General features: G+C 65.9%; 21 protein-coding genes, 1 tRNA gene and 3 pseudogenes. 7 read left to right on the top strand and 18 right to left on the bottom strand.

The genetic code is table 11. The features are described from left to right. Positions 1 to 73 precede the first annotated feature (73 nt). The 4 genes and pseudogenes from BTH_RS25365 to BTH_RS35330 form a co-directional block, all read right to left on the bottom strand. A pseudogene (locus BTH_RS25365) lies at positions 74 to 805 on the bottom strand (ISL3 family transposase); the annotation flags it as partial. Between the two features lie 33 nt (positions 806 to 838). Further along, positions 839 to 2,049, bottom strand: a protein-coding gene (locus BTH_RS25370) for an IS3-like element ISButh2 family transposase (RefSeq protein WP_085952878.1) whose coding sequence is annotated in 2 segments (ribosomal slippage) — positions 839 to 1,734 and positions 1,734 to 2,049 — 1,212 coding nt in all. Because the reading frame shifts where the segments join, the coding sequence is not laid out codon by codon here. An 85-nt stretch (positions 2,050 to 2,134) separates the two neighbouring features. Then, positions 2,135 to 2,635: pseudogene (locus BTH_RS25380) on the bottom strand (helix-turn-helix domain-containing protein); the annotation flags it as partial. Positions 2,636 to 2,974: 339 nt separating this feature from the next. After that, positions 2,975 to 3,148 (bottom strand): hypothetical protein, encoded by a 174-nt coding sequence (locus tag BTH_RS35330; protein ID WP_223297060.1) that lies wholly within the window; start codon positions 3,146 to 3,148, stop codon positions 2,975 to 2,977. Between BTH_RS35330 and BTH_RS25385 the strand changes: the two genes are divergently transcribed. Then, positions 3,075 to 5,156: a hypothetical protein gene (locus tag BTH_RS25385; protein WP_009891554.1), complete on the top strand. Its 2,082-nt coding sequence runs from the start codon at positions 3,075 to 3,077 to the stop codon at positions 5,154 to 5,156. The genes BTH_RS35330 and BTH_RS25385 overlap by 74 nt on opposite strands. 134 nt (positions 5,157 to 5,290) lie before the next feature. Here BTH_RS25385 and BTH_RS25390 read toward each other — a convergent pair whose 3' ends face one another. The 12 genes and pseudogenes from BTH_RS25390 to BTH_RS25445 form a co-directional block, all read right to left on the bottom strand. Then, the gene (locus BTH_RS25390) at positions 5,291 to 5,695 is read right to left on the bottom strand and encodes a MerR family transcriptional regulator (RefSeq protein ID WP_009891556.1); all 405 of its coding nucleotides are present in this window, start codon (positions 5,693 to 5,695) and stop codon (positions 5,291 to 5,293) included. A gap of 58 nt (positions 5,696 to 5,753) precedes the next feature. Further along, positions 5,754 to 6,158, bottom strand: a complete 405-nt coding sequence (locus BTH_RS25395) for an integration host factor subunit alpha (protein WP_009891557.1) — start codon at positions 6,156 to 6,158, stop codon at positions 5,754 to 5,756. Positions 6,159 to 6,230: 72 nt separating this feature from the next. Continuing rightward, entirely contained in the window at positions 6,231 to 8,663 is a 2,433-nt protein-coding gene (gene pheT, locus BTH_RS25400; protein WP_009891558.1) for a phenylalanine--tRNA ligase subunit beta, read from the bottom strand. An 87-nt stretch (positions 8,664 to 8,750) separates the two neighbouring features. Beyond that, complete coding sequence (pheS, locus tag BTH_RS25405) at positions 8,751 to 9,764, bottom strand: phenylalanine--tRNA ligase subunit alpha (RefSeq protein ID WP_009891560.1); 1,014 nt, start codon at positions 9,762 to 9,764, stop codon at positions 8,751 to 8,753. A 148-nt stretch (positions 9,765 to 9,912) separates the two neighbouring features. After that, entirely contained in the window at positions 9,913 to 10,272 is a 360-nt protein-coding gene (rplT, locus tag BTH_RS25410) for a 50S ribosomal protein L20 (protein WP_004192938.1), read from the bottom strand. A gap of 30 nt (positions 10,273 to 10,302) precedes the next feature. Beyond that, complete coding sequence (gene rpmI / locus BTH_RS25415) at positions 10,303 to 10,500, bottom strand: 50S ribosomal protein L35 (RefSeq protein ID WP_004191477.1); 198 nt, start codon at positions 10,498 to 10,500, stop codon at positions 10,303 to 10,305. A gap of 193 nt (positions 10,501 to 10,693) precedes the next feature. Then, positions 10,694 to 11,218, bottom strand: a complete 525-nt coding sequence (infC, locus tag BTH_RS25420) for a translation initiation factor IF-3 (RefSeq protein WP_071810680.1) — start codon at positions 11,216 to 11,218, stop codon at positions 10,694 to 10,696. A gap of 49 nt (positions 11,219 to 11,267) precedes the next feature. Next, on the bottom strand, positions 11,268 to 13,175 hold the full coding sequence (gene thrS, locus BTH_RS25425) for a threonine--tRNA ligase (RefSeq protein WP_009909663.1): 1,908 nt from the start codon (positions 13,173 to 13,175) through the stop codon (positions 11,268 to 11,270). A 267-nt stretch (positions 13,176 to 13,442) separates the two neighbouring features. Beyond that, positions 13,443 to 13,519, bottom strand: a tRNA-Val gene (locus BTH_RS25430). Between the two features lie 109 nt (positions 13,520 to 13,628). Continuing rightward, a complete protein-coding gene (locus BTH_RS25435; RefSeq protein ID WP_009891574.1) occupies positions 13,629 to 15,872 on the bottom strand; it encodes a RelA/SpoT family protein in 2,244 nt (747 codons plus the stop codon). Positions 15,873 to 15,917: 45 nt separating this feature from the next. Beyond that, positions 15,918 to 16,271 (bottom strand): RidA family protein, encoded by a 354-nt coding sequence (locus BTH_RS25440; RefSeq protein WP_009891575.1) that lies wholly within the window; start codon positions 16,269 to 16,271, stop codon positions 15,918 to 15,920. Between the two features lie 72 nt (positions 16,272 to 16,343). Next, positions 16,344 to 17,397: pseudogene (locus BTH_RS25445) on the bottom strand (alpha/beta fold hydrolase). Between the two features lie 88 nt (positions 17,398 to 17,485). Between BTH_RS25445 and BTH_RS35335 the strand changes: the two are divergent. The 3 genes from BTH_RS35335 to BTH_RS25455 all read left to right on the top strand — a co-directional run bounded on the left by BTH_RS35335 (position 17,486) and on the right by BTH_RS25455 (position 19,414). Further along, the gene (locus tag BTH_RS35335) at positions 17,486 to 17,629 is read left to right on the top strand and encodes a hypothetical protein (RefSeq protein ID WP_009891579.1); all 144 of its coding nucleotides are present in this window, start codon (positions 17,486 to 17,488) and stop codon (positions 17,627 to 17,629) included. Between the two features lie 131 nt (positions 17,630 to 17,760). Then, complete coding sequence (locus BTH_RS25450) at positions 17,761 to 18,951, top strand: NAD(P)/FAD-dependent oxidoreductase (RefSeq protein ID WP_009891580.1); 1,191 nt, start codon at positions 17,761 to 17,763, stop codon at positions 18,949 to 18,951. A gap of 31 nt (positions 18,952 to 18,982) precedes the next feature. Beyond that, entirely contained in the window at positions 18,983 to 19,414 is a 432-nt protein-coding gene (locus tag BTH_RS25455; RefSeq protein ID WP_009891582.1) for a DUF1641 domain-containing protein, read from the top strand. 53 nt (positions 19,415 to 19,467) lie between these two features. Here BTH_RS25455 and BTH_RS25460 read toward each other — a convergent pair whose 3' ends face one another. Beyond that, positions 19,468 to 20,373 (bottom strand): LysR family transcriptional regulator, encoded by a 906-nt coding sequence (locus tag BTH_RS25460; RefSeq protein ID WP_009891584.1) that lies wholly within the window; start codon positions 20,371 to 20,373, stop codon positions 19,468 to 19,470. 186 nt (positions 20,374 to 20,559) lie between these two features. Between BTH_RS25460 and BTH_RS25465 the strand changes: the two genes are divergently transcribed. From BTH_RS25465 to BTH_RS25475, 3 genes are read left to right on the top strand one after another with little or no spacing between them, the layout of a single operon-like run. Beyond that, positions 20,560 to 21,120 (top strand): ester cyclase, encoded by a 561-nt coding sequence (locus tag BTH_RS25465; protein ID WP_009891586.1) that lies wholly within the window; start codon positions 20,560 to 20,562, stop codon positions 21,118 to 21,120. Positions 21,121 to 21,133: 13 nt separating this feature from the next. Beyond that, on the top strand, positions 21,134 to 22,228 hold the full coding sequence (locus tag BTH_RS25470; protein WP_009891587.1) for a polysaccharide deacetylase family protein: 1,095 nt from the start codon (positions 21,134 to 21,136) through the stop codon (positions 22,226 to 22,228). Positions 22,229 to 22,275: 47 nt separating this feature from the next. Further along, complete coding sequence (locus tag BTH_RS25475) at positions 22,276 to 22,998, top strand: SDR family oxidoreductase (RefSeq protein WP_009891589.1); 723 nt, start codon at positions 22,276 to 22,278, stop codon at positions 22,996 to 22,998. Between the two features lie 368 nt (positions 22,999 to 23,366). Here the strand turns inward: BTH_RS25475 and BTH_RS25485 are convergent, their stop codons facing one another. Continuing rightward, positions 23,367 to 24,008 carry a CoA transferase subunit B gene (locus tag BTH_RS25485; protein ID WP_009891594.1) on the bottom strand — a complete coding sequence of 214 codons (642 nt, stop codon included), beginning with the start codon at positions 24,006 to 24,008 and terminating at the stop codon, positions 23,367 to 23,369.

A 24,008-nucleotide genomic window follows, 5' to 3' on the forward strand; every position in this document is an offset into this window, starting at 1 on the left:
GCGGCATCCATTCGGCTCGGCCCCGATATCGGTAGACACCGCGCCTGTGCCTGACCTCCCCCCATTTTTTGGTTCATCGTGGAATTCCGGGGAATGCGGCGCGGATCTTGAGGAAGAAGTACTCCTCGTCGCGGTACCCATAAGCCCTGCGCTTGATGACCTTGATGGTGTTGTTGATGCCTTCAACGACGCTGGTGTTGAGCGGATGACGACAGCGAGTCACGATTCCGTGCCAGTACCCCTGCAAGCGCTGGGCGAACTTTTGTAGGGCGGCAATCCCGCTTTGCTGAGCCTGCTCGAACCATTGCCCCCAGGCCTTTTCCGCCCAGGCTGGCTTTCGGTAGAACCAGAGCCGTTTGAGTTCGTCGCGCAGCACGTAGACGCATAACAGCGACTGATTGGCGGCCAGTAACTCCTTCAGGTGCACGGCCTGATCCGGCTTCAGATTGTGGCGGTTGCGCAGCAGCAGCCAACGACTGGACTTCAGGACCTTCCGCGCCGGCTTGTCATGTCGGAGTTGATTGGCCTGATCCACCCGTACCCGGTCGATCACTTCGCGCCCGTACTTGGCCACGACGTGGTACAGGTCGAAGACGATTTCCGCCTGCGGGCACTGCTCCTTGATCTCCAACTCGTAGGCCGTGGTCATGTCGATCGCAACCGCTTCGATACGCTCGGCCACGCCTTCAGGGAGTTGTTCGAAGAAGGCTCGCGCCGTTTCCCGTGAGCGTCCTGGCCCGACCCAGAGCACCTGCCGGCCGATCGGATCGACCACCACCGTGGCGTAGCGATGGCCTTTATGGAGCGTGGAATTGACCCTGTAATCCCGGACACAGCTTCACACTAAGGTTGCTGAATCCATCGAGCGCCGGAACTCGCGAGGCGAGCGGTATTTCAGCGCGCTATGGGGGTGCTTCTCGTTGTAATGCTCGAACGCGATGGCCAGATTGTGTGCAGCGGTCGCCGCGTCCGGCTTCGGCATGAAGGCGACGTAATCGCGCTTCATGGTTTTCACGAAGCTCTCAGCCATGCCGTTACTTTGCGGGCTGCACACCGGCGTGGTCAACGGCTTCAGGCCTATGTCCATCGCAAACCGGCGCGTGTCGTCGGCCGTGTAGCCCGAACCGTTGTCGCTCAACCACTCGATTTCGGATGGCGTATGCAACGCATTGCCGAAACGATTTTCCACCGCAGCCAGCATCACGTCGCGCACGATGTCGCCGCTATGGCCTGCCGTCGTGGCCGCCCAACTCATCGCCTCGCGGTCACAGCAGTCCAGCGCGAACGTTACGCGCAGCGGCTCGCCGTTGTCGCAGCGAAACTCGAAGCCGTCGGAGCACCATCGCTGATTGCTGCGACCGACAGCCACCTTGCCGTCATGGCGACGTTGCGGCCGAGGTGGAATCGGTCGGCGCTGCATCAGTAGCCCGTGCGTACGCATGACGCGATAGATGCGCTTGGCATTGAACGGCACCAGCCCAACGGCAACACGCTCGTTGCGCAACGTGCCCCAAACCCGGCGATAGCCATAGCTGGGCAAATCGCCGACGACACGGCGGATTTCCTCGACCACGCTCGCATCGTCGGCCTGTCTCGATTGACGGCCATCGCGCCACGTCGCCGGGCGCGACAGTCGTGCCGATACGTTCGAGCGCGACACGCCGAGAACTTCACAAACCAGTTTCACTGGCCGTCCTCCGGCAGCAAGGGCGAGTGCGCTATCCATTTTTTTGCTCGGCCGTACTCGACTGCTTCCCGGAGAATCTCGTTCTCCATGGTCTTTTTGCCGAGCATCCGTTGCAGCTCGCGAATCTGCTTGAGCGCGTCGGCCAGCTCCGATGCCGGAACTACTTCCTCGCCAGCCTTGACTGCTGACAGGCTCCCGTCCTGGTACAGCTTGCGCCAGTGGAACAGCTGGTTCGGGTTCACGCCGTGCTGGCGCGCGACCATCGAAACCGACGTCCCCGGCTCCAAACTCTCGCGAACCATCGCCAGCTTCTGTTCCGCCGTCCAGCGCCGCCGACGCTCCGGGCCCGTCAACACTTCCATCACTTCCTGCCTGGTGTTAGTCAAAAACACAGTCCTATGCCTACCCGTTAGTTTAAGCGGGAGACTGTGTCCGGAGATTCAGGGGGCCGTTCCAGAGCGCGAACTCGTCCATCGCCAGATAGCGGATCGTCGACCAGTCCGGCTCGGCCACGCGCGCTCGCAAGCGTATCTTGTCGATCGATTTCACCGTGTGCCAACCCAACTCGTAGAAGGCTGCGACCGCTTGCACGCTGGCCGCTTGTAGCAGCTTCTCGCAGGCCTTGGCGAACCGCTCCGTCACGCGCTGGTAGCGGCCCAGCCACGCCAGCTTCTCCAGTCGCGGGCCACCGCAGTGCTCACACCAGACCCGGCGACGAGGCACATGCAACACCACCCGGTATTCGAACAGCGGCAGATCGCGCACTCGACGAACGGTCGTCTCGTGGATCTGCTGGCAGCGCGCCCCGCATTGCTCGCAGTACATGACCTTGCTGACCGGCTTCAGATACAGCGATAGCGTGCGCTCTTCTCCTTGCGGCCACTCCACCCGTTCCAACCGGTAGCCGGTCCAGCAGCCCAGTGCCTGAAGTGCCTTTCGATCGAGCAATTGCTTCCTCCGACATCCTTAGAATCAGGTGTCAGATTATGCAATCACTCGAAAACCCTCCACGGTTTCCTGCGTTGAACCCATTTTTTCCGCACCCCGGCCCGCCACACGCCCGTCATATAGACGTTTGATTCGTATCATTGACATCGCGACATCCGCGCTGCGATGTGCCTTCTTGCACCGCAGCACCAACCGCCAACGTTTGGTAGCGCCTCTCTAGCACGGCTATGCCACACTGCCCCCAAACATCGGCGTCAGCCGACGCGCGCGCACGCGCGCCATTCACGACAAAGATAGGGAGACATCAACGATGTGGACACCGGTCCATCGCGCGCCATCTCACCGCACGCCCGGCGCGTGGCGTGTCATGCGCACGGCCGTTTCGGCTTCGCGCTGGTTCTTGCGCTCGTGCGCGGGAACCGCGGTCACGCTCGCCGTTTTGAGCGCGGGATGCGCGGAATCGACGCCCAAATCCGGCAACGGCGTTACCGCCTCGACGACGATCGAGCGCACGAAAGCCGATCGCCTCGCGCGCGAACAGCAGATCGCGCGAACCGTGCCAGCACTCGCGTCGATCAAGATCGATCAGCCGCGCCCGCTCACGCTGCGCGATTCCGGCCAAAGCGGCACGCTCGCGTTCCTGCGTGACGTCGATTTCCGCATCGTCGGCGATCTCGGTTTCCTGGTCCACGAACTGTCGGCGACGCTCGTGCCGACGCATCCCGGCTCTCCCGCAGTGTTCGACGACCCCACGAGCTTCGACATCGCCGTGCACCACGGCACCGTGACGCTCGACAACACGAAGCTCAACGCGCTGTTCGGCGGCTACATCTTCGGCTATCGCAACGCGCCGCTGCGCAACGTGCGCGTGACGGCGGGCGACGGCGTCCTCGACATCCGTGGCGAAATGCAGCGCGACGGTTGGGTGCCGTTCTCGCTGCGAGGCAGGCTGGAGATCCGCGACGGTTCGACGCTCGTGTTCCGCCCGACCGACGTGCACGTATCGGGCATCGACGCGGGCCCCGTGATGCGCGCCGCGAAGGTGCAGGTGTCGGACCTGCTGAAGATCGACACGCCGATCGTGCGCCTGAACGGCAACGACCTCGTGCTCAACGTCGACAAGCTGCTGCCGCCGCCCCATCTGAAGATCAACATCGTCGCGCTGAAGCTGACTTCCGCCGGGCTCGACCTCGTGCTCGACGACGGCACGAAGGCGGGCTTCGCGATGCCCGAGAACGCGCCCAAGCATGCGATGTATCTGCGCGGCGGCGACGTGAAATTCATGCGGACAATGCCGATGAACGCGGACATCGTGATCTACCCGCCGCGCGAGTCGCCGCCCAACGCCCCGTTCGTATTCGACATGTATCACTATCGCGACCAGCTCGTCGCCGGCTATTTCAACTTCGAGCCGAGCGGCGCGCTGTCGATCCTGATGCCGTCGTATCAGCAGGTTGCGCGCCCCGTCACGCCCGGCGTCGGCAGTGCATCCGCGCACATGAACGACAGCCTGATCGACGCGCAGCAGTCGAGCCTCAACGACGCGCGCCGTCAGTGGGAGGCGTTCGCGATCATGCCGAACGGCAGCGCGCCGCAGCCGAGCTTCCGCAAGGTGACCGCCAAGCGCGGCGGCGACGTATCGACGTTCGGACCGCGCCATATCTCGAACGGCACGACGACGATCCACCTGCACAACGCGGACTTCTACATCGCGGGCAACATCGGCTTTCGCGTCGACGATCTCGTCGTCCAGCTCGTGTCGAAGCGCGCGGGCGACCCCGTCGATCTCGACGATCCGAACCAGTACGACATCCGCATCCTGAGCGGCTCGGTGCTCGCGCCATGGGACGCGATGTCCGACCTCTTCAACCGCCATCTGCTCGACTATTCGCCGCGCTCGCTGAACGACCTGAAGCTAAGCGCGAACGGCAACGCGCTGCGCGTGCAGGGCGGCATCAAGCTGTGGAACCAAGTGCCGCCCGGCGTCTGGCTGCCGGCCGACATGAAGGGTTCGCTCACGCTGCTGGACGACCGCCATCTCGCGTTCACGCCGACCCAGGTATCGGTGCTCGGCATCCCGCAGGCGAAGCTGCTGCGCGCGCTCGACATCGAGCTGTCGTCGCTCGCGCCGCTCAAGCGCCGCGGCGCCGAGCTGCGCGGCAATTCGCTCGTGCTCGACCAGTACACGGTGTTCCCGCCACCCATGCTGGTTGGTCACATGTCGCAAGCGACGGTCGAGCCGGACGGCCTGCGCCTCACGTTCCGTTCCGCGCCGAACGCGCCCGTGCTGCGGCCGCCCGCGAACCTCCCGAATAGCTACCTGTGGCTCGAAGGCGGCGACACGAAGATGTTCAACGTACTCGTGCTGAACATGCGCATTCTCGTTCAGGACACGGCGAAGCAGCGGGTGCGCTTCGACCTCTACGACTACCGTGACGTCGTCTCGCGCGGCTCCGTGCGGATGGTGCACGACGGCACGCTATACGTCGACGTCGGCAGGAAGGACCCGCTCGCGCGTTGACCGTGCCGCACGCGCGGCACGGCCTCCGGGGCGAAACAGCTCGAAAAAAAGCCCGAGCGAACGAAGGTTCGCTCGGGCTTTTCCATGACGTTCAGCCGCCTGAGTTACGAATCGCGCGCAGGCCTGCCCGGCGTTCAGCCGCGCTTGAGTCCGTCGATCACGTCGAGCAGCGCCCGGCGCAACTGCGCGACGTCGACGGCCTCGCGCGCGGCCAGCTCGGCCGCGTGCTGCTCGAGCTCATCGGGCTCGGGCGGCGCGCTTCGCTCGCTGCCGACCGTGTCGAGCCGGTTGCGGGCGCCGTTGATCGTGAACCCCTGCTCGTACAGCAACTCGCGAATCCGCCGGATCAGCAGCACCTCATGATGCTGATAATAACGGCGGTTCCCCCGTCGCTTCACCGGACGCAACTGCGTGAACTCCTGCTCCCAATACCGCAGCACGTGAGGCTTCACGCCGCACAATTCGCTCACTTCCCCGATCGTGAAGTAGCGCTTTGCGGGAATCGGGGGCAACACGACTTTCTCAACCGTCGACGTCATCGTCAGTTAACCGTCGGTAAGGGGCGCGGGCGCAGCGCGCAGGAGGCAAAGCGCCGGCTTAACGCACGAGATCCGGCTCGGCGCCGTTTTCGACGAGCGCCTTCAGCTTCTGGCTCGCATGGAACGTCACGACACGGCGTGCGGCAATCGGAATCGCCTCGCCCGTCTTCGGATTGCGCCCCGGCCGCTGCGGCTTGTCGCGCAGCTGGAAATTGCCGAAGCCCGACAGCTTCACGCTCTCGCCATTTTCGAGGGCATCGCGAATCACCTCGAAAAACGCCTCGACCATGTCCTTCGCCTCGCGCTTGTTGAGGCCGACGCTGTCGAACAGCAGTTCGGCCAGCTCGGCCTTCGTCAGCGTCGGCGTATCGCCGGGGAGCGGCGAGGCCGGAACGTCGCGTGACATGGCGCTGCGCTGCGCCGTCAGAAGGGCTTCAAATTCACTCGAGTTCATGTCGTTCATATGTGCAAAACTAGCGCGTCAAACTTGGACAAAAACACTGACAAAAGCGGCGACTTCCGCCGCTTTTGCGCCCTATCCGCGCAAACGCGCGCCATAGACTCGAGCCATGCGGTCCACGAGGGTCTGAATCGCCTGATCGACCGTCTCGTCCTGCAGGGTTCCGGCCGCATCCTGGAGCGTGACGCGGAACGCAAGGCTTTTCTCGTGGGCTGACATCCCACTGGAAGTATTTGATTTTGCACGAAATTCATCGAAGAGCGCAACTTTCTGGACGAATTTGCACGCGTCCTCGGCAAGCGCCTTCTTCATCTCGTCGAAAAGTGCCTGCACTTCGACCTTCTGATCGACGACGACCGCGATGTCGCGACGCACCGGCGGGAACTTCGACACCTCCGACGGCGCCGGCAGCGCGCGCGCGACAAGCGCATCCGCGTCGATCTCGAACATCACGGGCGCGTGCGGCAGCTCGTACTTCTGCATCAGGCGCGGATGCAGTTCGCCAATCCAGCCGACCGCGCGGCCGTCGACCTCGATCCGCGCGCCGCGCCCCGGATGCAGCGCCGAGTGCTCGGCCTTCACGAAGCGCGCGACGACGGGCGCAAGCAGCGCCTCGAGATCGCCCTTCACATCGAAGTAATCGACCTGGCGCGTCGTCGCGCCCCATTGCTCGTCGACGACCGGCCCGTACGCAAGCGCGCCGATGCGCTTCGGCTGCGCATAACCTTCGACCGCGAGCTCGCCCGCCTTCACCGCCGGATCGGCGATGAACACGCGCCCCGCTTCGAACACGCGCACGCGCTCGGCGCGGCGGTTCAGGTTGTGGCGCAGCACGCCGACGAGGCTGCCGAACAGCGTCGTGCGCATCACCGACAGCTGGCTCGCGATCGGGTTCAGCAGGCGCACCGGGTTGTCGTTGCCGGCGAAATCGCGCTCCCATTCGGCATCGACGAAGCTGAAGTTGACCGTTTCCGCATAGTCGCGCGCGGCAAGCGCGTGACGGATCGCGTGGACCGAGCGGCGCGTCTCGTCGGTCGCGCGCATCTCGCTTCGCGCGACGGGCGGACGCGCGGGAATCTTCTCGAAGCCGTAAATCCGCGCGACTTCCTCGATCAGATCCTCTTCGATCTCGATATCGAAGCGGTGCGGCGGCGGCGTCACGCGGAACACGTCGCCGTCGCGTTCGAACGCGAGGCCAAGACGCGTGAAGATCTGCGCGATTTCGTCCTTGTCGATCTCGACGCCGATGATCCGGTTCGCGCGCGACGCACGCATCGAAACCGGCGCGCGCTGCGGCAGGTTCACGATCTGGTCGTCGACGGGGCCCGCCTGGCCGCCGCAGATGTCGAGGATCAACTGCGTGATCCGCTCGACGTGCTCGACGGTCGTCGAATAATCGACGCCGCGCTCGAAGCGATGCGCCGCGTCGGTCGAGAAGTTGTACTTGCGCGCACGGCCGCGGATGCTGTCCGGCCACCAGAACGCCGCTTCGAGATAGATGTTCGTCGTGTCGAGCGTCACGGCCGTGCTGTCGCCGCCCATGATGCCCGCGAGGCTTTCGACTTGGGCGTCGTCGGAAATCACGCCGACCGTCTCGTCGAGCTCGACGGTGTTGCCGTTCAGCAGTTTCAACGACTCGCCGCGCTTGCCCCAGCGCACGTCGATGCCGCCGTGGATCTTGTCCAGATCGAACACGTGCGACGGGCGGCCCAGCTCGAACATCACGTAGTTCGAGATGTCGACGAGCGCCGATACGCTGCGCTGGCCCGCGCGCTCGAGGCGCTCGACCATCCAGCGCGGCGTCTTCGCGCGCGCGTTCACACCGCGGATCACGCGGCCGGAAAAGCGCCCGCACAGATCGGGCGCGGAAATCTTCACGGGCAGCGTCTCGGTCAGCTCGGCGCGCACCGGACGAATGTCGGGCGCGGCGAGCGGCGCACCCGTGATCGCGGCCGTCTCCCGCGCGATGCCGAACACGGACAGACAGTCCGCCTTGTTCGGCGTCAGCTTGATTTCGAAGACGGTGTCGTCGAGATTCAGCGCGTCACGGATGTCCTGGCCGACGGGCGTGTCCTCGGGCAGGATCATGAGTCCGCCGTGATCTTCGGACAGCTTCAGCTCGCGCGCCGAGCAGAGCATCCCCTGGCTCTCGACGCCGCGCAGCTTCGACAGCTTGATCGCGAACGGCGCGCCGCCTTCCTCGGCGGGCGGCAGCTTCGCGCCGACGAGCGCGACCGGCACCTTGATGCCCGGCGCGACATTCGGCGCGCCGCAGACGATCTGCAGCGTCGCGCCGGTGCCGGCGTCGACCTGGCAGACGTTGAGCTTGTCGGCATCCGGATGCTTGACCACCTCGAGCACGCGGCCGACGACGATCTTCTCGGTCGGCGGCGCGGCCGGGCGCAGCGATTCGACCTCGAGCCCCGCCATCGTCAGCGCGTGCGACAGCTCGTCCGTCGTCAACTGCGGATCGACAAAGGTTCTCAACCAGGATTCAGGGAATTGCATGGATATCCACGTTCGAAACAGGTTAGATCGAGGCCCGGCGCGCCGCCTCGACGGGCCGGCCGGGCGCGGAGCGGGACGGTCGCGCCGTTACGCGAACTGCCGCAGGAAGCGCAGGTCGTTCTCGAAGAACAGGCGCAGATCCTGCACGCCGTAGCGCAGCATCGTCAGCCGCTCGAGGCCGCTGCCGAACGCGAAGCCGATGTAGCGCTCGGGATCGAGCCCCATGTTGCGGATCACCGTCGGGTGCACCTGGCCGGAGCCGGAAATCTCGAGCCACTTGCCGGCGTTCTTGCCATGCTCGAACATCATGTCGATCTCGGCCGACGGCTCGGTGAACGGGAAATACGACGGACGAAAGCGCACGAGGATGTCGTCGCGCTCGAAGAATTTCTTCAGAAAATCGGTATAGACGCCCTTCAGATCCGCGAAGCTGACGTTCTCGTCGATCCACAGGCCTTCGACCTGATTGAACATCGGGGAGTGCGTCGCGTCGCTGTCGACGCGGTACGTGCGTCCGGGCGCGATCACCTTGATAGGCGGCCGGTTCATCCGCGCGTAGCGGACCTGCATCGGGCTCGTATGCGTGCGCAGCAACAGCCGACGACCGTCCGCGTCCTTGCCGTCGACGTAGAACGTGTCCTGCATCGAGCGCGCCGGATGGTTCTCCGGGCTGTTCAATGCGGTGAAGTTGTACCAGTCGGTTTCGATCTCGGGGCCGTCGGCCACGTCGAAACCGATCGAGCGGAAAATCTGTTCGACGCGCTCCCACGTGCGCATCACCGGATGGAGGCTCCCCGCCCCCGCGCCGCGGCCGGGCAGCGTGACGTCGATCGCCTCGGCGGCGAGCCGCTGGTTCAGGAGCGCGTCGGCGAGCGCCTGGCGGCGCGCGTTGAGCGCGGCTTCGACCTGCTGCTTCGCGACATTGATGCGCGCGCCTTCCGTCTTGCGCGCTTCGGGATCGAGCTTGCCGAGGCCCTTCAGCAGCTCGGTCAGCGCGCCCGACTTACCGAGAAACCGCGCCTTCTCGTTCTCGAGCGTGGTGATATCCGCAGCCCCTTCGAACGACTGCTGCGCGTCGGCGACAATCTGGTCCAGATCCATTGATCCCATCACTTCCAACGTCAGTTGTGCTCGTCGAGCGAAACGCCCGACCCAACAAAAAAGGGGCTCGGAAGAGCCCCGTTTTCGCTGCAGCGGCCGCGACTACCGGAACATCGCTGCAGCTCACCACGCAGTGCTAATTTCGCAATTAGGCTGCAACGGCGGCCTTCACCTGCTTCACGATCGCGGCAAAGGCTGCCTTGTCGAACACCGCCATGTCGGCCAGCACCTTGCGGTCGAGTTCGATCGACGCCTTCTTCAGGCCGTTGATGAACACGCTGTAGGTCATGTCGTGCTGACGCACGGCCGCATTGATACGCGTGATCCACAGTGCGCGGAACACACGCTTCTTGTTGCGGCGGTCGCGGTACGCATACTGACCAGCACGCATCACCGCCTGCTTGGCGATGCGGTAGACGTTATTGCGACGGCCGCGATAACCCTTGGCCAGGTTGATGATCTTCTTGTGACGGGCCCGTGCGGTTACCCCACGTTTGACTCGAGGCATGTTTCTCTCCTGTGAGTATCGGTTGAGGGGTTACGCGAACGGGAGCATCGCGCGGACGGAGTTCAGATCGGAATCATGAACTGCCGTGGCGCCGCGCAGGTGACGCTTGTTCTTCGTGGTTTTCTTGGTCAGGATGTGACGCTTGAAGGCTTGACCGCGCTTGACGGTACCGCCCGGACGCACCACGAAGCGCTTCGCAGCGCTCTTCTTGGTCTTCATCTTAGGCATGACGAACAACTCCAGTTTATTTGATGGAGGTGGGTGTGCGGTTGGCTTGCGCCCTCAACCCGCCCTTCGGAACCCAGTCCACTTGTGTACGGCGCGTGCGCTCGCGCGACCGCCGTCGTTTCGGGCGCGCCGCCCTGACCGGACGACGCGCCGAACCACTACATCGAACCGCCGCGCTCGCGCGGCACGCTCGTTACTTCTTTTTCTTCGGCGAGAGCACCATGATCATCTGGCGCCCTTCCATCTTCGGCATCTGCTCGACCTGGCCGACCTCGTCGAGATCGCCGCGCAGACGCTCGAGCATGCGCATGCCGATTTCCTGGTGAGCCATTTCACGGCCGCGGAAACGCAACGTGATCTTCGTCTTGTCGCCTTCCTCGAGGAAGCGCACCAGATTGCGCAGCTTGACGTTGTAATCGCCGTCATCGGTCCCCGGGCGGAATTTCACTTCCTTGACCTGGATGACCTTTTGCTTGAGCTTCGCCTCGTGCTGCTTCTTGGCTTCCTGGTACTTGAACTTGCCGTAATCCATCAGACGGCAAACCGGCGGAGCCGCCTGCGGCGCAATCTCCACCAGGTCAACATCCAGCTCTTCCGATTTACGGAAAGCCTCGGCGAGTTTCACGATGCCGATGGGCTCGCCATCGACCCCGACCAGACGCACTTCCGGTGCGGTGATTTCACCGTTGATGCGATGCGACGACTTATCAGTAGCGATGTTACGTTTCCTCTAAAAATTAAAAAAACGAGCCGCGCTGCCAGGGCGGTTACTTGAACGCCTGGATGTCCTCACGCAGACGCTCAACGAAGGCCTCGACGGGCATGACACCCAGATCGACGCCGCCACGGGCACGCACGGCTACCGTTTGTGCTTCACGCTCTTTATCGCCTACGACGAGCAGGTAGGGAACTTTTTCGAGCGTGTGCTCGCGTATTTTATAGCTAATTTTCTCGTTGCGCAAATCGGCCGACACTCTAAGCCCTTGTTTTTGCAACGATTGAACAACAGTCTGAGCATATTCCGCCTGACTTTCGGCGATATTCAGCACAACCGCGTGGAAGGGCGCGAGCCAGGCCGGCATTGCACCAGCATGGTGCTCGATCAGAATCCCGAGGAAACGCTCCATCGAGCCGACGATCGCCCGGTGAAGCATCACCGGCCGGCGGCGGCTGTTGTCCTCGGCCACGTACTCGGCACCGAGCCGCTCAGGCAGCATCATGTCGAGCTGAAGCGTGCCGCATTGCCACGAGCGGCCGAGCGCGTCCTTGATGTGGTACTCGATCTTCGGGCCATAGAACGCGCCCTCGCCCGGCAGTTCCTCCCATTCGAGGCCGCATGCCTTCAGCGCGTTGCGCAGGCCCTCTTCCGCGTGATCCCACGTCTCGTCCGAGCCCATCCGCTGCTCGGGACGCAGCGACAGCTTGATGTCGATCCGATCGAAGCCGAAATCCTCGTAGACGCTCATCGCGAGCTTGTTGAACGCGATCGCCTCGGAGTTGATCTGGTCTTCGGTACAGAAGATGTGCGCATCGTCCTGCACGAAGCCGCGCACGCGCATCAACCCGTGCAGCGCGCCCGACGCCTCGTTGCGGTGGCACGAGCCGAACTCGGCGTACCGCAGCGGCAGATCGCGATACGAGCGCAGCCCGTGCTTGAACACCTGCACGTGGCCCGGACAGTTCATCGGCTTGATCGCGTAGTCGCGCTTCTCCGATTCCGTCGTGAACATGTTCTCGCGATAGTTCTGCCAGTGGCCGGACGCCTCCCACAGCGAACGATCCATGATCATCGGCGTCTTGATCTCGAGATAGCCGGCTGCGTCGAGGCGACGGCGCATGTACTGCTCGACTCGCTGCCACAGCGTCCAGCCCTTCGGATGCCAGAACACCATGCCGGGGGCCTCTTCCTGAATGTGGAACAGGTCGAGTTGCTTGCCGAGCTTGCGGTGATCGCGCTTTTCCGCCTCTTCGAGCATGTGCAGGTACGCGTCCTGGTCCTCCTTCTTCGTCCAGGCAGTGCCGTAGATCCGCTGCAGTTGCTCGTTCTTCGAATCGCCGCGCCAGTACGCGCCCGCGACCTTCATCAGCTTGAAGACCTTCAGCTTGCCCGTCGACGGCACGTGCGGGCCGCGGCACAGATCGGTGAAGCCGCCGTGCGAATACAGCTTGATCTCGTCGCTCGCGGGAATCGATTCGATGATCTCAGCCTTGTATTTCTCGCCGATGCTGCGGAAGTACGACACGGCCTCGTCGCGCGACACGACGCGGCGCGTGACGGGCTCATCCCGCTTCGCGAGTTCCTGCATGCGCTTTTCGATCGCCTCCAGATCCTCGGGCGTAAACGGGCGGTGATACGAGAAATCGTAGTAGAAGCCGTTGTCGATCACGGGGCCGATCGTCACCTGCGCGTCCGGGTGCAATTCCTTCACCGCGTAGGCGAGCAAGTGGGCGGTCGAATGGCGAATGATGTCGAGGCCGTCGGCGTCCTTGTCGGTGACGATCGCGAGCGACGCGTCGCGATCGATCAGCGCGGACGTATCGACGAGTTCGCCGTCGAGCTTGCCGCCGAGCGCGGCCTTCGCAAGGCCGGGGCCGATCGACGCCGCCACTTCGGCGACCGTCACCGGATGCTCGTATTGGCGAATCGAGCCGTCAGGCAAGCGTATCGAAACCATATAGCAATCTCCGTGATGCCGTCAGTGACCGGCAGACTATCAACGCGCGAAGCCACAACGAAAACGCGCGACAAAAAAAATGCGGCCCCGCTCTCGAGGGGCCGCATTCCGATACTTCAAAATCACAAGGCGAAAACGTTCCTCGACTAGCGTCGCTCCGAATGGGTTTCGGTCAACGTTCGCGGTGTCATAACCGTATTCGCCTTTTGCGTAGAAATTTTCTACTGCCGCCAAAGCCCGGAAAACCGAGCCTCAGCCGAATGTCGTTGGTAGGCTCGATTGGATTCGAACCAACGACCCCCACCATGTCAAGGTGGTGCTCTAACCAACTGAGCTACGAGCCTGAAGAAGCTGAAATTATATGGGGCTCTTTTGGTCTTGGCAAGTGTTTTCGTGCATTTCGCTGGGGGGAAATGCGCAAGCCGTTGCCGCAAGGCATTGGGCGGCGGGCGCTCACGCCTTGCGGGCCGCCCGAACGACCCCCTGAACCTCGCCGAGCAGCGTGCACGCGCGTTGCACCTGCGACGCGCTCGACACCTCGACCGTGAATTGCATGAAGGCCGCGTTCCGGCGGCTTTGCGTCTTCACGCCGATCACGTTCATCTTCTCGCGCGCGAATACCTCGGAGATATCGCGCAACAGCCCTTGCCGATCGCTCGCCTCGATCATCAGATCGACCGGATAGACGGACGCGCCCCGCCCGCCCAGCACGTCGGCGGACCAGGTGGTCTGCAGCACGCGCTCGGGCGCGCGCTCGGCCATCCGGCGGAACGTCGCGCAATCGCTGCGGTGGATCGACATGCCCTTGCCGCGCGTGACGAAACCGCTGATCGGATCGGGCGGCGCCGGACGGCAGCAGCGGGCGAGCTGCGTGAGAAGCGCATCGACGCCGACGACGAGCACGCCCGTCGACGCGCCGTGCGCGACGTTCGCGCCGCTCGCGCGCTTCTCGAAGTGCGCGGGTGCCTCCGGCTCGGGCTCGGGCGCCGGCGCGTCGGACAGCGCCTGCTCGACGTTGCGCAGGCTGAACTCTTCCTTGCCGACGACCGAAAACAGCTCGTCCGGCGACTTGAAGCCGAGCTTCGCCGCGAGGTGCTCGAGATTCACCGACGTCTTGCCCTCGCGCTGCAGCGTCTTTTCGACGAGCGCGCGACCGTGCGCGACGTTCTCCTGCTGATCGACCGCGTTGAACCACGCGCGCACCTTCTGGCGCGCGCGCGAGCTGCTCAGATAGCCGAGCTGCGGATTGAGCCAGTCGCGCGACGGGCCGCCCTCCTTCACCGCGACGATCTCGACCGTCTGGCCGTTCGCGAGCGGCGTGTTGAGCGGCACCATCGCACCGTCGACGCGCGCCCCCCGGCATCGATGACCGAGTTCGCTGTGCAGGTGGTATGCGAAGTCGACCGGCGTCGCGCCCTGCGGCAGCGCGATCACGCGCGCCTGCGGCGTCAGCACGTAGATGTGATCGTCGTCGAGCGTCGTCTCGCGCAGTTGCGCCCATGCTTCATGGCCGCTCGCGTCCGCGCCGCCGCTGTCCGCGATCTCGTCCTTCCACGCAAGCAACTGGCGCAGCCACGCGATCTTCTCGTCGTACTTCTCGCTGGCCGAGAACTGGCCGCCGTAGCCGCGCGCGCCCGCCTCCTTGTACCGCCAGTGCGCGGCGACGCCGTATTCGGCGAAGCGGTGCATCTCATGCGTGCGGATCTGCACCTCGAACGCGCGGCCGTCGTCGCCGATCACGACCGTATGCAGCGATTTGTAGCCGTTCGGCTTCGGCCGCGAGATGTAATCGTCGAATTCCTTCGGCACCGGCTGCCAAAGGTGATGAACGATGCCGAGCACCGTATAGCAATCCTTGATGTCCGGCACGATCACGCGAAACGCGCGCACATCGTAGAGCTCCGAGAAGTCGAGCTCCTTGCCGCGCATCTTGCGCCAGATGCTGTAGATGTGCTTCGGCCGACCGCTCACTTCGGCCTGGATGTGCGCGGCCGCGAGTTCGCGTTGCAGTTGCGCGATCGCGTCGGCGACGTACGCCTCGCGCTCGACGCGCTTCTCGTCGAGCAGCTTCGCGATGCGCTTGTAGGTGACGGGATCTTCGAAGCGGAATGCAAGATCCTCGAGCTCCCACTTCAGCTGCCAGATGCCGAGCCGGTTCGCGAGCGGCGCGTAGATTTCGAGCGTCTCGCGCGCGACGTCGGGCGGCGGCTCGATTTTCGCGGCAGCATAGTGGCGCAACGATTGCAGGCGCGATGCGAGCCTGATCAGCACGACGCGGATGTCCTGCGCGAACGCGAGCAGCATCTTGCGCAGCGCCTCGATCTGCGCGCGCCGCTCCGCCTGCGCGTCGCGACCCGCGTCGACGGGCACGCTCTGCGCGGCGCGCAGGCTCACGGTGCCGAGACGCAGCAGCTTGCGCACGTCGGTGACGAGGTGCGCAACCTCATCACCGAAGCGCTCGGCAATCTGCTTTTCGGGGTCGCTCAGATACGGCGCGAGAGCGAAAAGCGCCGCCGCCTGCGTCGCGGGCGGATCGACGTTCAGCCGCTGCATGATCGTCGACGTGCCTGTCGCATGATCGGCGAGCAGCTCTCCCGACGGCAGGCGCGCGTCGCCCGCGTGCTCGCGCACGAACGCGAGCACGTCGTCAAGCGACGGCGCCGCGGCGGTGGCGGAGGATGCGGATTCGGCTGTCATCGTCGGGTACTGCAAGTTGCCTGAAAAAACGTGCCGTGCGCCGGCTCAGGTGCATTGCGCGGCGACCACCACCACCTCGACGAGGCAGGCGGGATTCGCGAGCTTCGCCTCGACGGTCGCGCGCGGCGGCGTCGCGCCCTGGGCGACCCATGCATCCCACACTTCGTTCATGCCCGGGAAGTTCGCCATGTCGGAGATGAAGATCTGCACCGACAGCAGATGCGACTTGTCGCTGTTCGCCTCGCCGAGCAGGCGGTCGATGTGGGCGAGCACTTCGCGCGTCTGGCCCTTGATGTCCTGCGCAGTGTCCTCTGCGATCTGGCCCGCGAGGTAGACGGTACCGTTGTGAATCGCGATTTCGGAAAGACGGGGACCGACGTGGTGACGAGTAACTGCCATGAGAATTCCCGGTTGAATGGTTGATCGGGGAGCGACGCCGCATGCGGCGGGCGTGCGGCGCCGAACCGCATATTATGACGCGTACGGCGCGTCTCCGACGAAAAATTGGCGAGCGATCGCAATTTGCTCTGCGCTCACGAACGCGGGCGCGTGGCCGGCTCCCGCGATCTCGACGCTCGTTACCGCTCGCCCGCGCGCCGTCATCGCATCGAGCGTCTCGCGCGACAGCAGGTCCGACTGCGCGCCGCGCACGACGAGCAACGCCCCCGCGAATGCCTCGAGCGCATGCCAGAGCCACGCCTCGCCCTGCGCGTTGGCCTCCGGCGTGGCCGCCCTGAACGGCTCGGCAATTCGCGGATCGTAGCGTGCGCGCCACGAGCCGTCCGCGTCACGCACGAGGAGCGGCCGGTTCAGCGCGCGCCACTCGTCCGGCGTGAGCGGGCCGAACGGCAACGACAACGACGTCAGGTAATCGATGCCCTCCTGCTCGGTCGCGAAACGCTTGTCCAGCCCGACGTACTCGCCGATGCGCGCGAGCGCGGCGGGCTCGATGTGCGGCCCGATGTCGTTGACGAGCATCCTGCCGATCGGCGTGCCCGGCAGCCCACCGAGCGCGAGGCCGATCAGGCCGCCCATCGACGTGCCGAACCAGTCGACGCGCGCGACGTTAAGACGCGCGATCAGCGTGACGATGTCGGAAACGTATTGCGGCACGGCGTAAAGCTTCGGGTCCGGCAGCCAATCCGACCGGCCGCGCCCGGCCACATCGGGGCAGACAACGCGATAGACGTCGGACAGCGCGGCGGCGAGACGGTCGAAATCGCGGCCCGAGCGCGTCAAGCCGTGCACGCAGACGAGCACACGCGGATTCGCGGGGTCGCCCCATTCGGTGTACGCGACATGATGCAGGCCCAGCGGGTTCGCGCATTGCACGCGACGCTCGCGCGGAACAACGGAAGTGACGGGATTCGATGGCATCGGCGCATCCTGACGAACGATCGGCATGGTCAGACGCTCGGCGCCCCGGTGGCGACGGGCCGCCGAACACATGAGCCGATTGTAAACCGCTTCGCCATGCGCGGCCGGTCGGCCGAACGGATGATCGCGCGATCACCAAACGGCCCACGCGATCTGCGTCAAAACAGAAACGGGCGGCCGATCCGTTTCGGCAATCGCGCTATTGAAAAGCCGGATTCGCCTCCAATCGATCGTCGATGCGCGTGTTCGACGAGCCCGCCCTTCCGCTCGCGCCGCCACCGCTGCAATATGCCGCACGCCTGCCCCCATGCACGCCGATGCCGCGCCCCGAGAACGGCGCGGCCCGCATCCGCGGCGCGTGCGACAACGCCGCCGTGTAATTGACTTTGCCTGATTCGTTTCCTACGCTCGGCTCAGCAAAAACACATACCCAGCTCGCCCATTTTTCACTCGATTCAGCCGGCTGCTCGCCGATGCCCTCCAAGGTCAGGCAGGCAGAAGGAGTAGAACGATGTCCACGCAGATTCTGATCGTCGGCGGCGGGCTCGGCGGCACGATGCTCGCCAACCAGCTCGCGTCGAGACTGTTCGACGAAGTCGTCCGCGGCGACGTGCGGATCACGCTGCTGTCCGATTCACCGGACCACTACTACAAGCCGGCATTCATGTACGTCGCGTTCGGCGCGTACTTCCGCAACGAGCTCGTGCGCGCCGAGCGCTCGCTGCTGCGCCCCGAGATCGCGTTCGTCGTCGATCGCGCCACGCATTTCGATTTCGCGACACAGCACGTGCGCACGAAGAGCGGCCAGCGCTACGGCTACGACCATCTCGTGATCGCGACAGGCTGCGTGCCCTCGCCCGAGCGCATCGAGGGCCTCGCCGAAGCGGGCGACCATTTCTACCAGTACGCACCCGCACGGCGGCTCGCCGAACGGATCGCGTCGATCGAGCGCGGCACCGTGTTCGTCACCGTCACGTTTCCGAAAACGCACAACGTGCCGCATCAGTGCGGAATCGCGCCGATCGAGACCACGCTGATGCTCGACGACCTGCTGCGCCGCCGCGGCGTGCGCGACAAGGTCGAGATCGTCTACACGTATCCGAGCGTCTCGCAACTGCTGCGCAATTGCCTGTTCCTGCAAAAGCCGACCTGCGACGCACTGCCTGCGATTTTCGAGCGGCGCGGCATCCGCTATCAACGCAGCTTCACGCTCGCGCGCGTCGATCCGGCGCGCAAGATCGCGTATTCGGACGAAGGCGCGGAGCAGCCGTTCGACATCCTGATGGCGACGCCGCCCATTCGCGCCGTCGACGCGGTGCGCGAAAGCGGCGTGTCCGAGGCGGCCGACGGCGAGGGCTGGCTGCCGACCGATCACGAAACGCTGCGCGTGCGCGGCGTCGAGAACGTCTACGCGATCGGCGACACGGTCGATCTGCCCGTCAGCAAGGCGGGCGGCGCGTGTCACAACCAGGCGCCCGTGATCGCCGCGAACATCGCCGCGCAAATCCGGCTCGGCCATCCGGTCGCGTGCTACGACGGCAAGGTGCAGGCGGTCGCGCAAATGGGCCTCGACGCCGGCATGCCGCTCTGGTACGACTACCGCCGCGACGTGCAGCCGACGCCGCCGACGAAGCTGGGCGGCCTGCTGCGCGGCGGCTTCAATCGCGGCATTTACTGGGCGGTCGCGCGCGGCCTCGCGTGAATCGAATCGCCCGCCGCTTCGAGGAGTCGCCATGCCGTCATCCCCCACGCCCACGCACGATGCGCACCCCGATACGCTCGACGCGCCGGGCGCACCCGGCCCGGCCGCCTGGGCCGCGATCGCGCCCGGCCTGCAGCCGCTTTTCGTCGGCGATCGGCTCGGCAATCTCGTCGACCTGCTCGCGCTCGTCGCCGATCTCGTCGACTTCGCCGATCAGGCCGCCGTCGAGAAGCTGAGCATGCTGTTCGAGGACGTCGTCGCGGCGGGCTCGACGGCGGGCGGCGCGCTGCGTGTCGCGAGCGCCGAGGCGCGCCGGCAGCGCGATGCGCCGTCCCTGCGCGCGCTATGGAGCCTGCTGCACGATCCCGACACGCGGCGCGGCATCGGCGTGCTGTTGCGCGCGCTGCAGATCGCGGGACGCCTGCATGGAGAAATGGCGGCGGACGCGAATACGGCCGTCTGACCGGCGCTCGCCCGATCGCCCGCCCCTGCGGCCGCGCGCCGGCCGCAAGCCGCTCATCGCTCGTCCCAGCACCACGCGCGGCGCAGCTCGACGCCGAGATAGTCGACGAACGTCCGCACGCGCAGCGCGAGGTGCCGCCCGCTCGGATATACCGCGTGCAGCGGCGCGGCGCTCGACGCGCATTCGGGCAGCACACGCCGCAGCCGCCCCGCGGCGATGTCCGGCCCCACGTCCCAGATCGACTTCAGCGCGATGCCCGCGCCTTCGAGCGCGAGCGCGCGGGCCGCGCCGCCGTCGTTCGTCAGGAGCGCGGCCGATACCTCGACCGCCACGGGCTGCGGCCCGTCGAAGCGCCATTCGACGCGCGGCTGCTCGCCCATCACGATGCAGCGATGCGCGAGCAGGTCGGCCGGCCGCTCGGGCGCGCCGTGCTCGGCGAGATACGCGGGCGACGCGCACAGCACGCGATAGTTCGGCGCGAGCTCGCGCGCGATCAGCGACGAATCCGCGAGCATGCCGATGCGCACCGCGACGTCGACGTCGTGCGCGATCAGGTCGACAACGGCGTCGGTGAGCTGCATCTGGACCGTCACCTGCGGATACTGCCGCCGAAACGCGGCGACGATGGGCGCGATCCGCAGCCGTCCGAGCTCCCCGGGCGCCGTGATCCGCAGCACGCCGCTCACGCTGCCGCGCCGCTCGCGCATCAGCGATTCCGCCTGCTCGATCTCCGCGAGGATCCTCACCACTTGCGCATGGAACAGCGCCCCCTCGTCGGTCAGCGTCTGCTGGCGCGTCGTCCGCTGCAACAGACGCACGCCCAGTCGCGCCTCGAGTTGCGCGAGCCGCTTGCTGACGACCGACAGGGACAGATCAAGCTCGCGCGCCGCGCCCGACAGGCTGCCCGCCGCGACGATCCGCGCGAACGTCGCCAGCGCCGGCAAATCGTCGATCAGCATCGGCGCCCCCGCCGAAGGCTCCGTCCACTCTTTCCATTTTTCGAATAATTCATTCGCTCCAAGCCCGTATTTACATCGAAATCGGAAAACTAACATGAATGCCGACGCCGTACGAACGAAACGAACGACATCCGCGCGACCGCCTTCCCGCATCGCGCGCCACGCAACGAACTCACGGAGATCCTCATGCCCGACACCCTTCGCCGACGCTCGCTCCCCGCGGCGTGCGCCGCGGCCGCGCTGCTGCTCGCTGCGGCGCTCGCGCCCGCCGCCCGCGCCGATACGGCCGGCCTGATCGAACCCGCGCACCTGAGCGTCGACGGCAGCCTGCCTCCGGCGCAGCGCGATGCGCAGATTCTCGCCGCGCGCCGCTACGACACGTTCTGGCACAACGGCGATCCGGCGCTCGCGCGCGCCGCGCTCGCCGACGATTTCACCGACCGCACGCCGCCGCCCGGCCGCGCGCCTGGCCTCGCCGGCCCGCTCGCCGCGTCGCGGACGATGCGTGAAGCAATCCCTGATCTGTCGTGCGCGATCGAACAGATGATCGTCGCGGGCGATCGCGTCGTCGTGCATCTGCGCTTTCGCGGCCACTTCACGGGCACGTTCGGGCGCACGCAAGGCAAAGGCCAGGCGATCGACTTCATCGCAACCGACATCTATCGCATCGAGCACGGCCGCATCGCCGAGAACTGGCACATCGAAGACAACCTGACGCTGCTGCGCCAGCTCGGCGTCGCCGCATGACGGAGGAACGAACATGACGACGAACACGTTCGACACGAACGGCGCAACGGCCGCTCCGTCCGCGCCGGAGCGGCGCGATTTCCTTGCCCGCGCGGGCGGCGGCCTCGGCCTCGCCGCAGCCGGGCTCACGCTCGGCGCGGCAGCGGCGCCCGCCAACGCGATCGCGGCCGCCGCCACGGCCGGCGTCGATGTCGCCCCCGCGTCGCCCGGTGACGGATCGCCACGGCGCGCACCGGCCGGCGACGCGGCGCACGGCGCGTTCTGGCCGAACGGCGCGCGGCTCGTGATCTCGATCTCGATGCAGTTCGAGGCGGGCGGCCAGCCGCCGACGGGTGCGGACAGTCCGTTCCCGCACGTCGACTTTCCGCCGCAAGTGCCCGTCGATCTGGCGTCCGCGACGTGGTTTGCATACGGCTACCGCGAAGGCATTCCGCGCATGCTCGATTTGTGGGACCGGCACGGCGTGAAGGTGACGTCGCACATGATCGGCGAGGCGGTGCGCCACCGGCCGGACCTCGCGCGCGAGATCGTCGCGCGCGGCCACGAGGCGGCGGGACACGGCCCGCGCTGGAGCTCGCAGTACGCGCTCTCGCGCGACGAAGAGCGGCGCTTCCTGATCGCCGCGCGCGACATGGTCGAAGCCGAAACGGGCGCGCGGCCCGTCGGCTACAACTGCAACTGGCTCAGACGCGGGCCGAACACGCTGCCGCTATTGCAGGAGCTCGGCTACCTGTACCACATCGACGACGTGAGCCGCGACGAGCCGTTCATCGAGCAGGTGAACGGCCGGGATTTCGTCGTCGTGCCCTACACGCTGCGCAACAACGACATCCTGCTGATCGAGGGCCGCAACTATTCGCCCGGGCAGTTCCTCGACCAGATCAAGCTCGACTTCGATCAGTTGTACGACGAAGCCGCCACGCGGCGGCGGATGATGTCGATCAGCGCGCACGACCGGATCAGCGGCACGCCGCAGATGGTGCGCGCGTGGGACGCGTTCCTGCGCTACGCGAAATCGCATCCGGGCGTCGCGTTCATGCGCAAGGACGATATCGCCCGGCACGCGCTGCACAGCCCGCTCACGCTGCGCGAGAGCGAAACCCTCTGACGGGCGGCGGCGCCGCCTTCAATCCTCTTCGTTCAGGAGAACACACGATGCAGGTTTCTTTCAACGATCAGCGCGTTCTCGTCGTCGGCGGCAGTTCCGGGATCGGCGCCGCGGCCGCCCGCGCGTTCGCGGCGCTCGGCGCCGACGTGACGATCGCGTCGCGCGACGCGAACAAGCTCGCCGCCGCCGCGCACGCGATCGGCGGCCCGCGCCCGGTTCGGCAAGCGGTGCTCGACACGACGGATGCGCCCGCCGTCGACGCCTTCTTTGCCGGCACCGAGCCGTTCGACCATGTCGTCGTGTCGGCCGCGCAAACGCCGGGCGGGCCCGTGCGCAAGTTGCCGCTCGCCGACGCGCAGGCCGCGATGGACAGCAAGTTCTGGGGCGCATACCGCGTCGCGCGTGCGGCGCGCGTTGCGCCGGGCGGCTCGCTCACGTTCGTGTCCGGCTTCCTGAGCGTGCGGCCGAGCGCGAACTCGGTGCTGCAGGGCGCGATCAACGCGGCGCTCGAAGCGCTTGCGCGCGGGCTCGCGCTCGAACTCGCGCCGGTGCGCGTGAATGCCGTGTCGCCGGGGCTCGTCGCGACGCCGCTGTGGTCGAAGCTCGATGACGCGTCGCGGGAGGCGATGTACGCGTCGGCGGCCGCGCGCCTGCCCGCTCGACGCGTCGGGCAGCCCGAGGATATCGCGAATGCGATCGTCTACCTCGCGGCGACGCCTTATGCGACGGGGTCGACGGTGCTCGTCGACGGCGGCGGCGCGATCGCGTGAGCGTCGGGCGCGGCGGCGCTCGCCTCGCGCGCGGTTCGCGCGCGGTTCGCGGTTCGCGGTTCGCGGTTCGCGGTTCGCGGTTCGCGGTTCGCGGTTCGCGGTAACAGTATCGCTCGGCGCACCGCGCCGACGCCGACGCGAAGCAACATCAGCGACTGAGCGGCGGCCCTTCAGCCGCCGCGCCGCGCATCCCGCCCCGATGCCAGAACCAGCCAAGCGACGCAGCCAATCAAAACGCCCCGCGTCTTCGCAAACGCGGGGCGTTCTCTTTCACGGCCGCATGCGCGGCGCACGCGGAACGCGCGTCGGGCTCCATCAGCCGACGAAGCGCGACACCCGCCCCGCGCCCCCGTCGCCCGCGCGCCGCGTTACGCGACCGCGCTCACGTCGAGGGGCGCGCCCGTCTTCGCCTTGATTTCGTCGACGGTGACGCCGTCGGCAAGCTCGAGCACCTTCAGGCCGTCCGGCGTCACTTCGATCACGCCGAGATCGGTGATGATCAGGTCGACGACGCCGACGCCCGTCAGCGGCAGCGTGCATTCCTCGAGGATCTTGTGCTGGTCGCCCTTCGCAACGTGCTCCATCAGCACGACGACGCGCTTCACGCCCGCGACGAGATCCATCGCGCCGCCCATCCCCTTGATCATCTTGCCGGGGATCATCCAGTTCGCGAGGTCGCCGTTCTTGCTGACCTGCATCGCGCCCAGGATCGCGAGGTTGATGTGGCCGCCGCGGATCATCGCGAACGAATCGGCCGACGAGAAGATCGACGAGCCGGGAAGCGTCGTCACGGTCTGCTTGCCGGCGTTGATGAGATCCGCATCGACTTCGTCGTCGGTCGGCGACGGGCCGATGCCGAGCAAACCGTTCTCCGACTGCAGCCACACTTCGACGCCCGCCGGCACGTGATTCGCGACGAGCGTCGGCAGCCCGATGCCGAGGTTCACGTAGAAGCCGTCCTGCAATTCCTTCGCCGCGCGCGCGGCCATCTGGTCACGATTCCAAGCCAT

The organism is Burkholderia thailandensis E264 (assembly GCF_000012365.1).
In the GTDB taxonomy this organism is placed as follows: Bacteria; Pseudomonadota; Gammaproteobacteria; order Burkholderiales; family Burkholderiaceae; genus Burkholderia; species Burkholderia thailandensis.

Coding starts and splice junctions, on each gene's coding strand:
- BTH_RS25390 (WP_009891556.1), bottom strand. CDS start 5,695: ATGACGTCGACGGTTGAGAAAGTCGTGTTGCCCCCGATTCCCGCAAAG.
- BTH_RS25395 (WP_009891557.1), bottom strand. CDS start 6,158: ATGAACGACATGAACTCGAGTGAATTTGAAGCCCTTCTGACGGCGCAG.
- pheT (WP_009891558.1), bottom strand. CDS start 8,663: ATGCAATTCCCTGAATCCTGGTTGAGAACCTTTGTCGATCCGCAGTTG.
- pheS (WP_009891560.1), bottom strand. CDS start 9,764: ATGGATCTGGACCAGATTGTCGCCGACGCGCAGCAGTCGTTCGAAGGG.
- rplT (WP_004192938.1), bottom strand. CDS start 10,272: ATGCCTCGAGTCAAACGTGGGGTAACCGCACGGGCCCGTCACAAGAAG.
- rpmI (WP_004191477.1), bottom strand. CDS start 10,500: ATGCCTAAGATGAAGACCAAGAAGAGCGCTGCGAAGCGCTTCGTGGTG.
- thrS (WP_009909663.1), bottom strand. CDS start 13,175: ATGGTTTCGATACGCTTGCCTGACGGCTCGATTCGCCAATACGAGCAT.
- BTH_RS25435 (WP_009891574.1), bottom strand. CDS start 15,872: ATGACAGCCGAATCCGCATCCTCCGCCACCGCCGCGGCGCCGTCGCTT.
- BTH_RS25440 (WP_009891575.1), bottom strand. CDS start 16,271: ATGGCAGTTACTCGTCACCACGTCGGTCCCCGTCTTTCCGAAATCGCG.
- BTH_RS35335 (WP_009891579.1), top strand. CDS start 17,486: ATGCGCGTGTTCGACGAGCCCGCCCTTCCGCTCGCGCCGCCACCGCTG.
- BTH_RS25450 (WP_009891580.1), top strand. CDS start 17,761: ATGTCCACGCAGATTCTGATCGTCGGCGGCGGGCTCGGCGGCACGATG.
- BTH_RS25455 (WP_009891582.1), top strand. CDS start 18,983: ATGCCGTCATCCCCCACGCCCACGCACGATGCGCACCCCGATACGCTC.
- BTH_RS25460 (WP_009891584.1), bottom strand. CDS start 20,373: ATGCTGATCGACGATTTGCCGGCGCTGGCGACGTTCGCGCGGATCGTC.
- BTH_RS25465 (WP_009891586.1), top strand. CDS start 20,560: ATGCCCGACACCCTTCGCCGACGCTCGCTCCCCGCGGCGTGCGCCGCG.
- BTH_RS25470 (WP_009891587.1), top strand. CDS start 21,134: ATGACGACGAACACGTTCGACACGAACGGCGCAACGGCCGCTCCGTCC.
- BTH_RS25475 (WP_009891589.1), top strand. CDS start 22,276: ATGCAGGTTTCTTTCAACGATCAGCGCGTTCTCGTCGTCGGCGGCAGT.
- BTH_RS25485 (WP_009891594.1), bottom strand. CDS start 24,008: ATGGCTTGGAATCGTGACCAGATGGCCGCGCGCGCGGCGAAGGAATTG.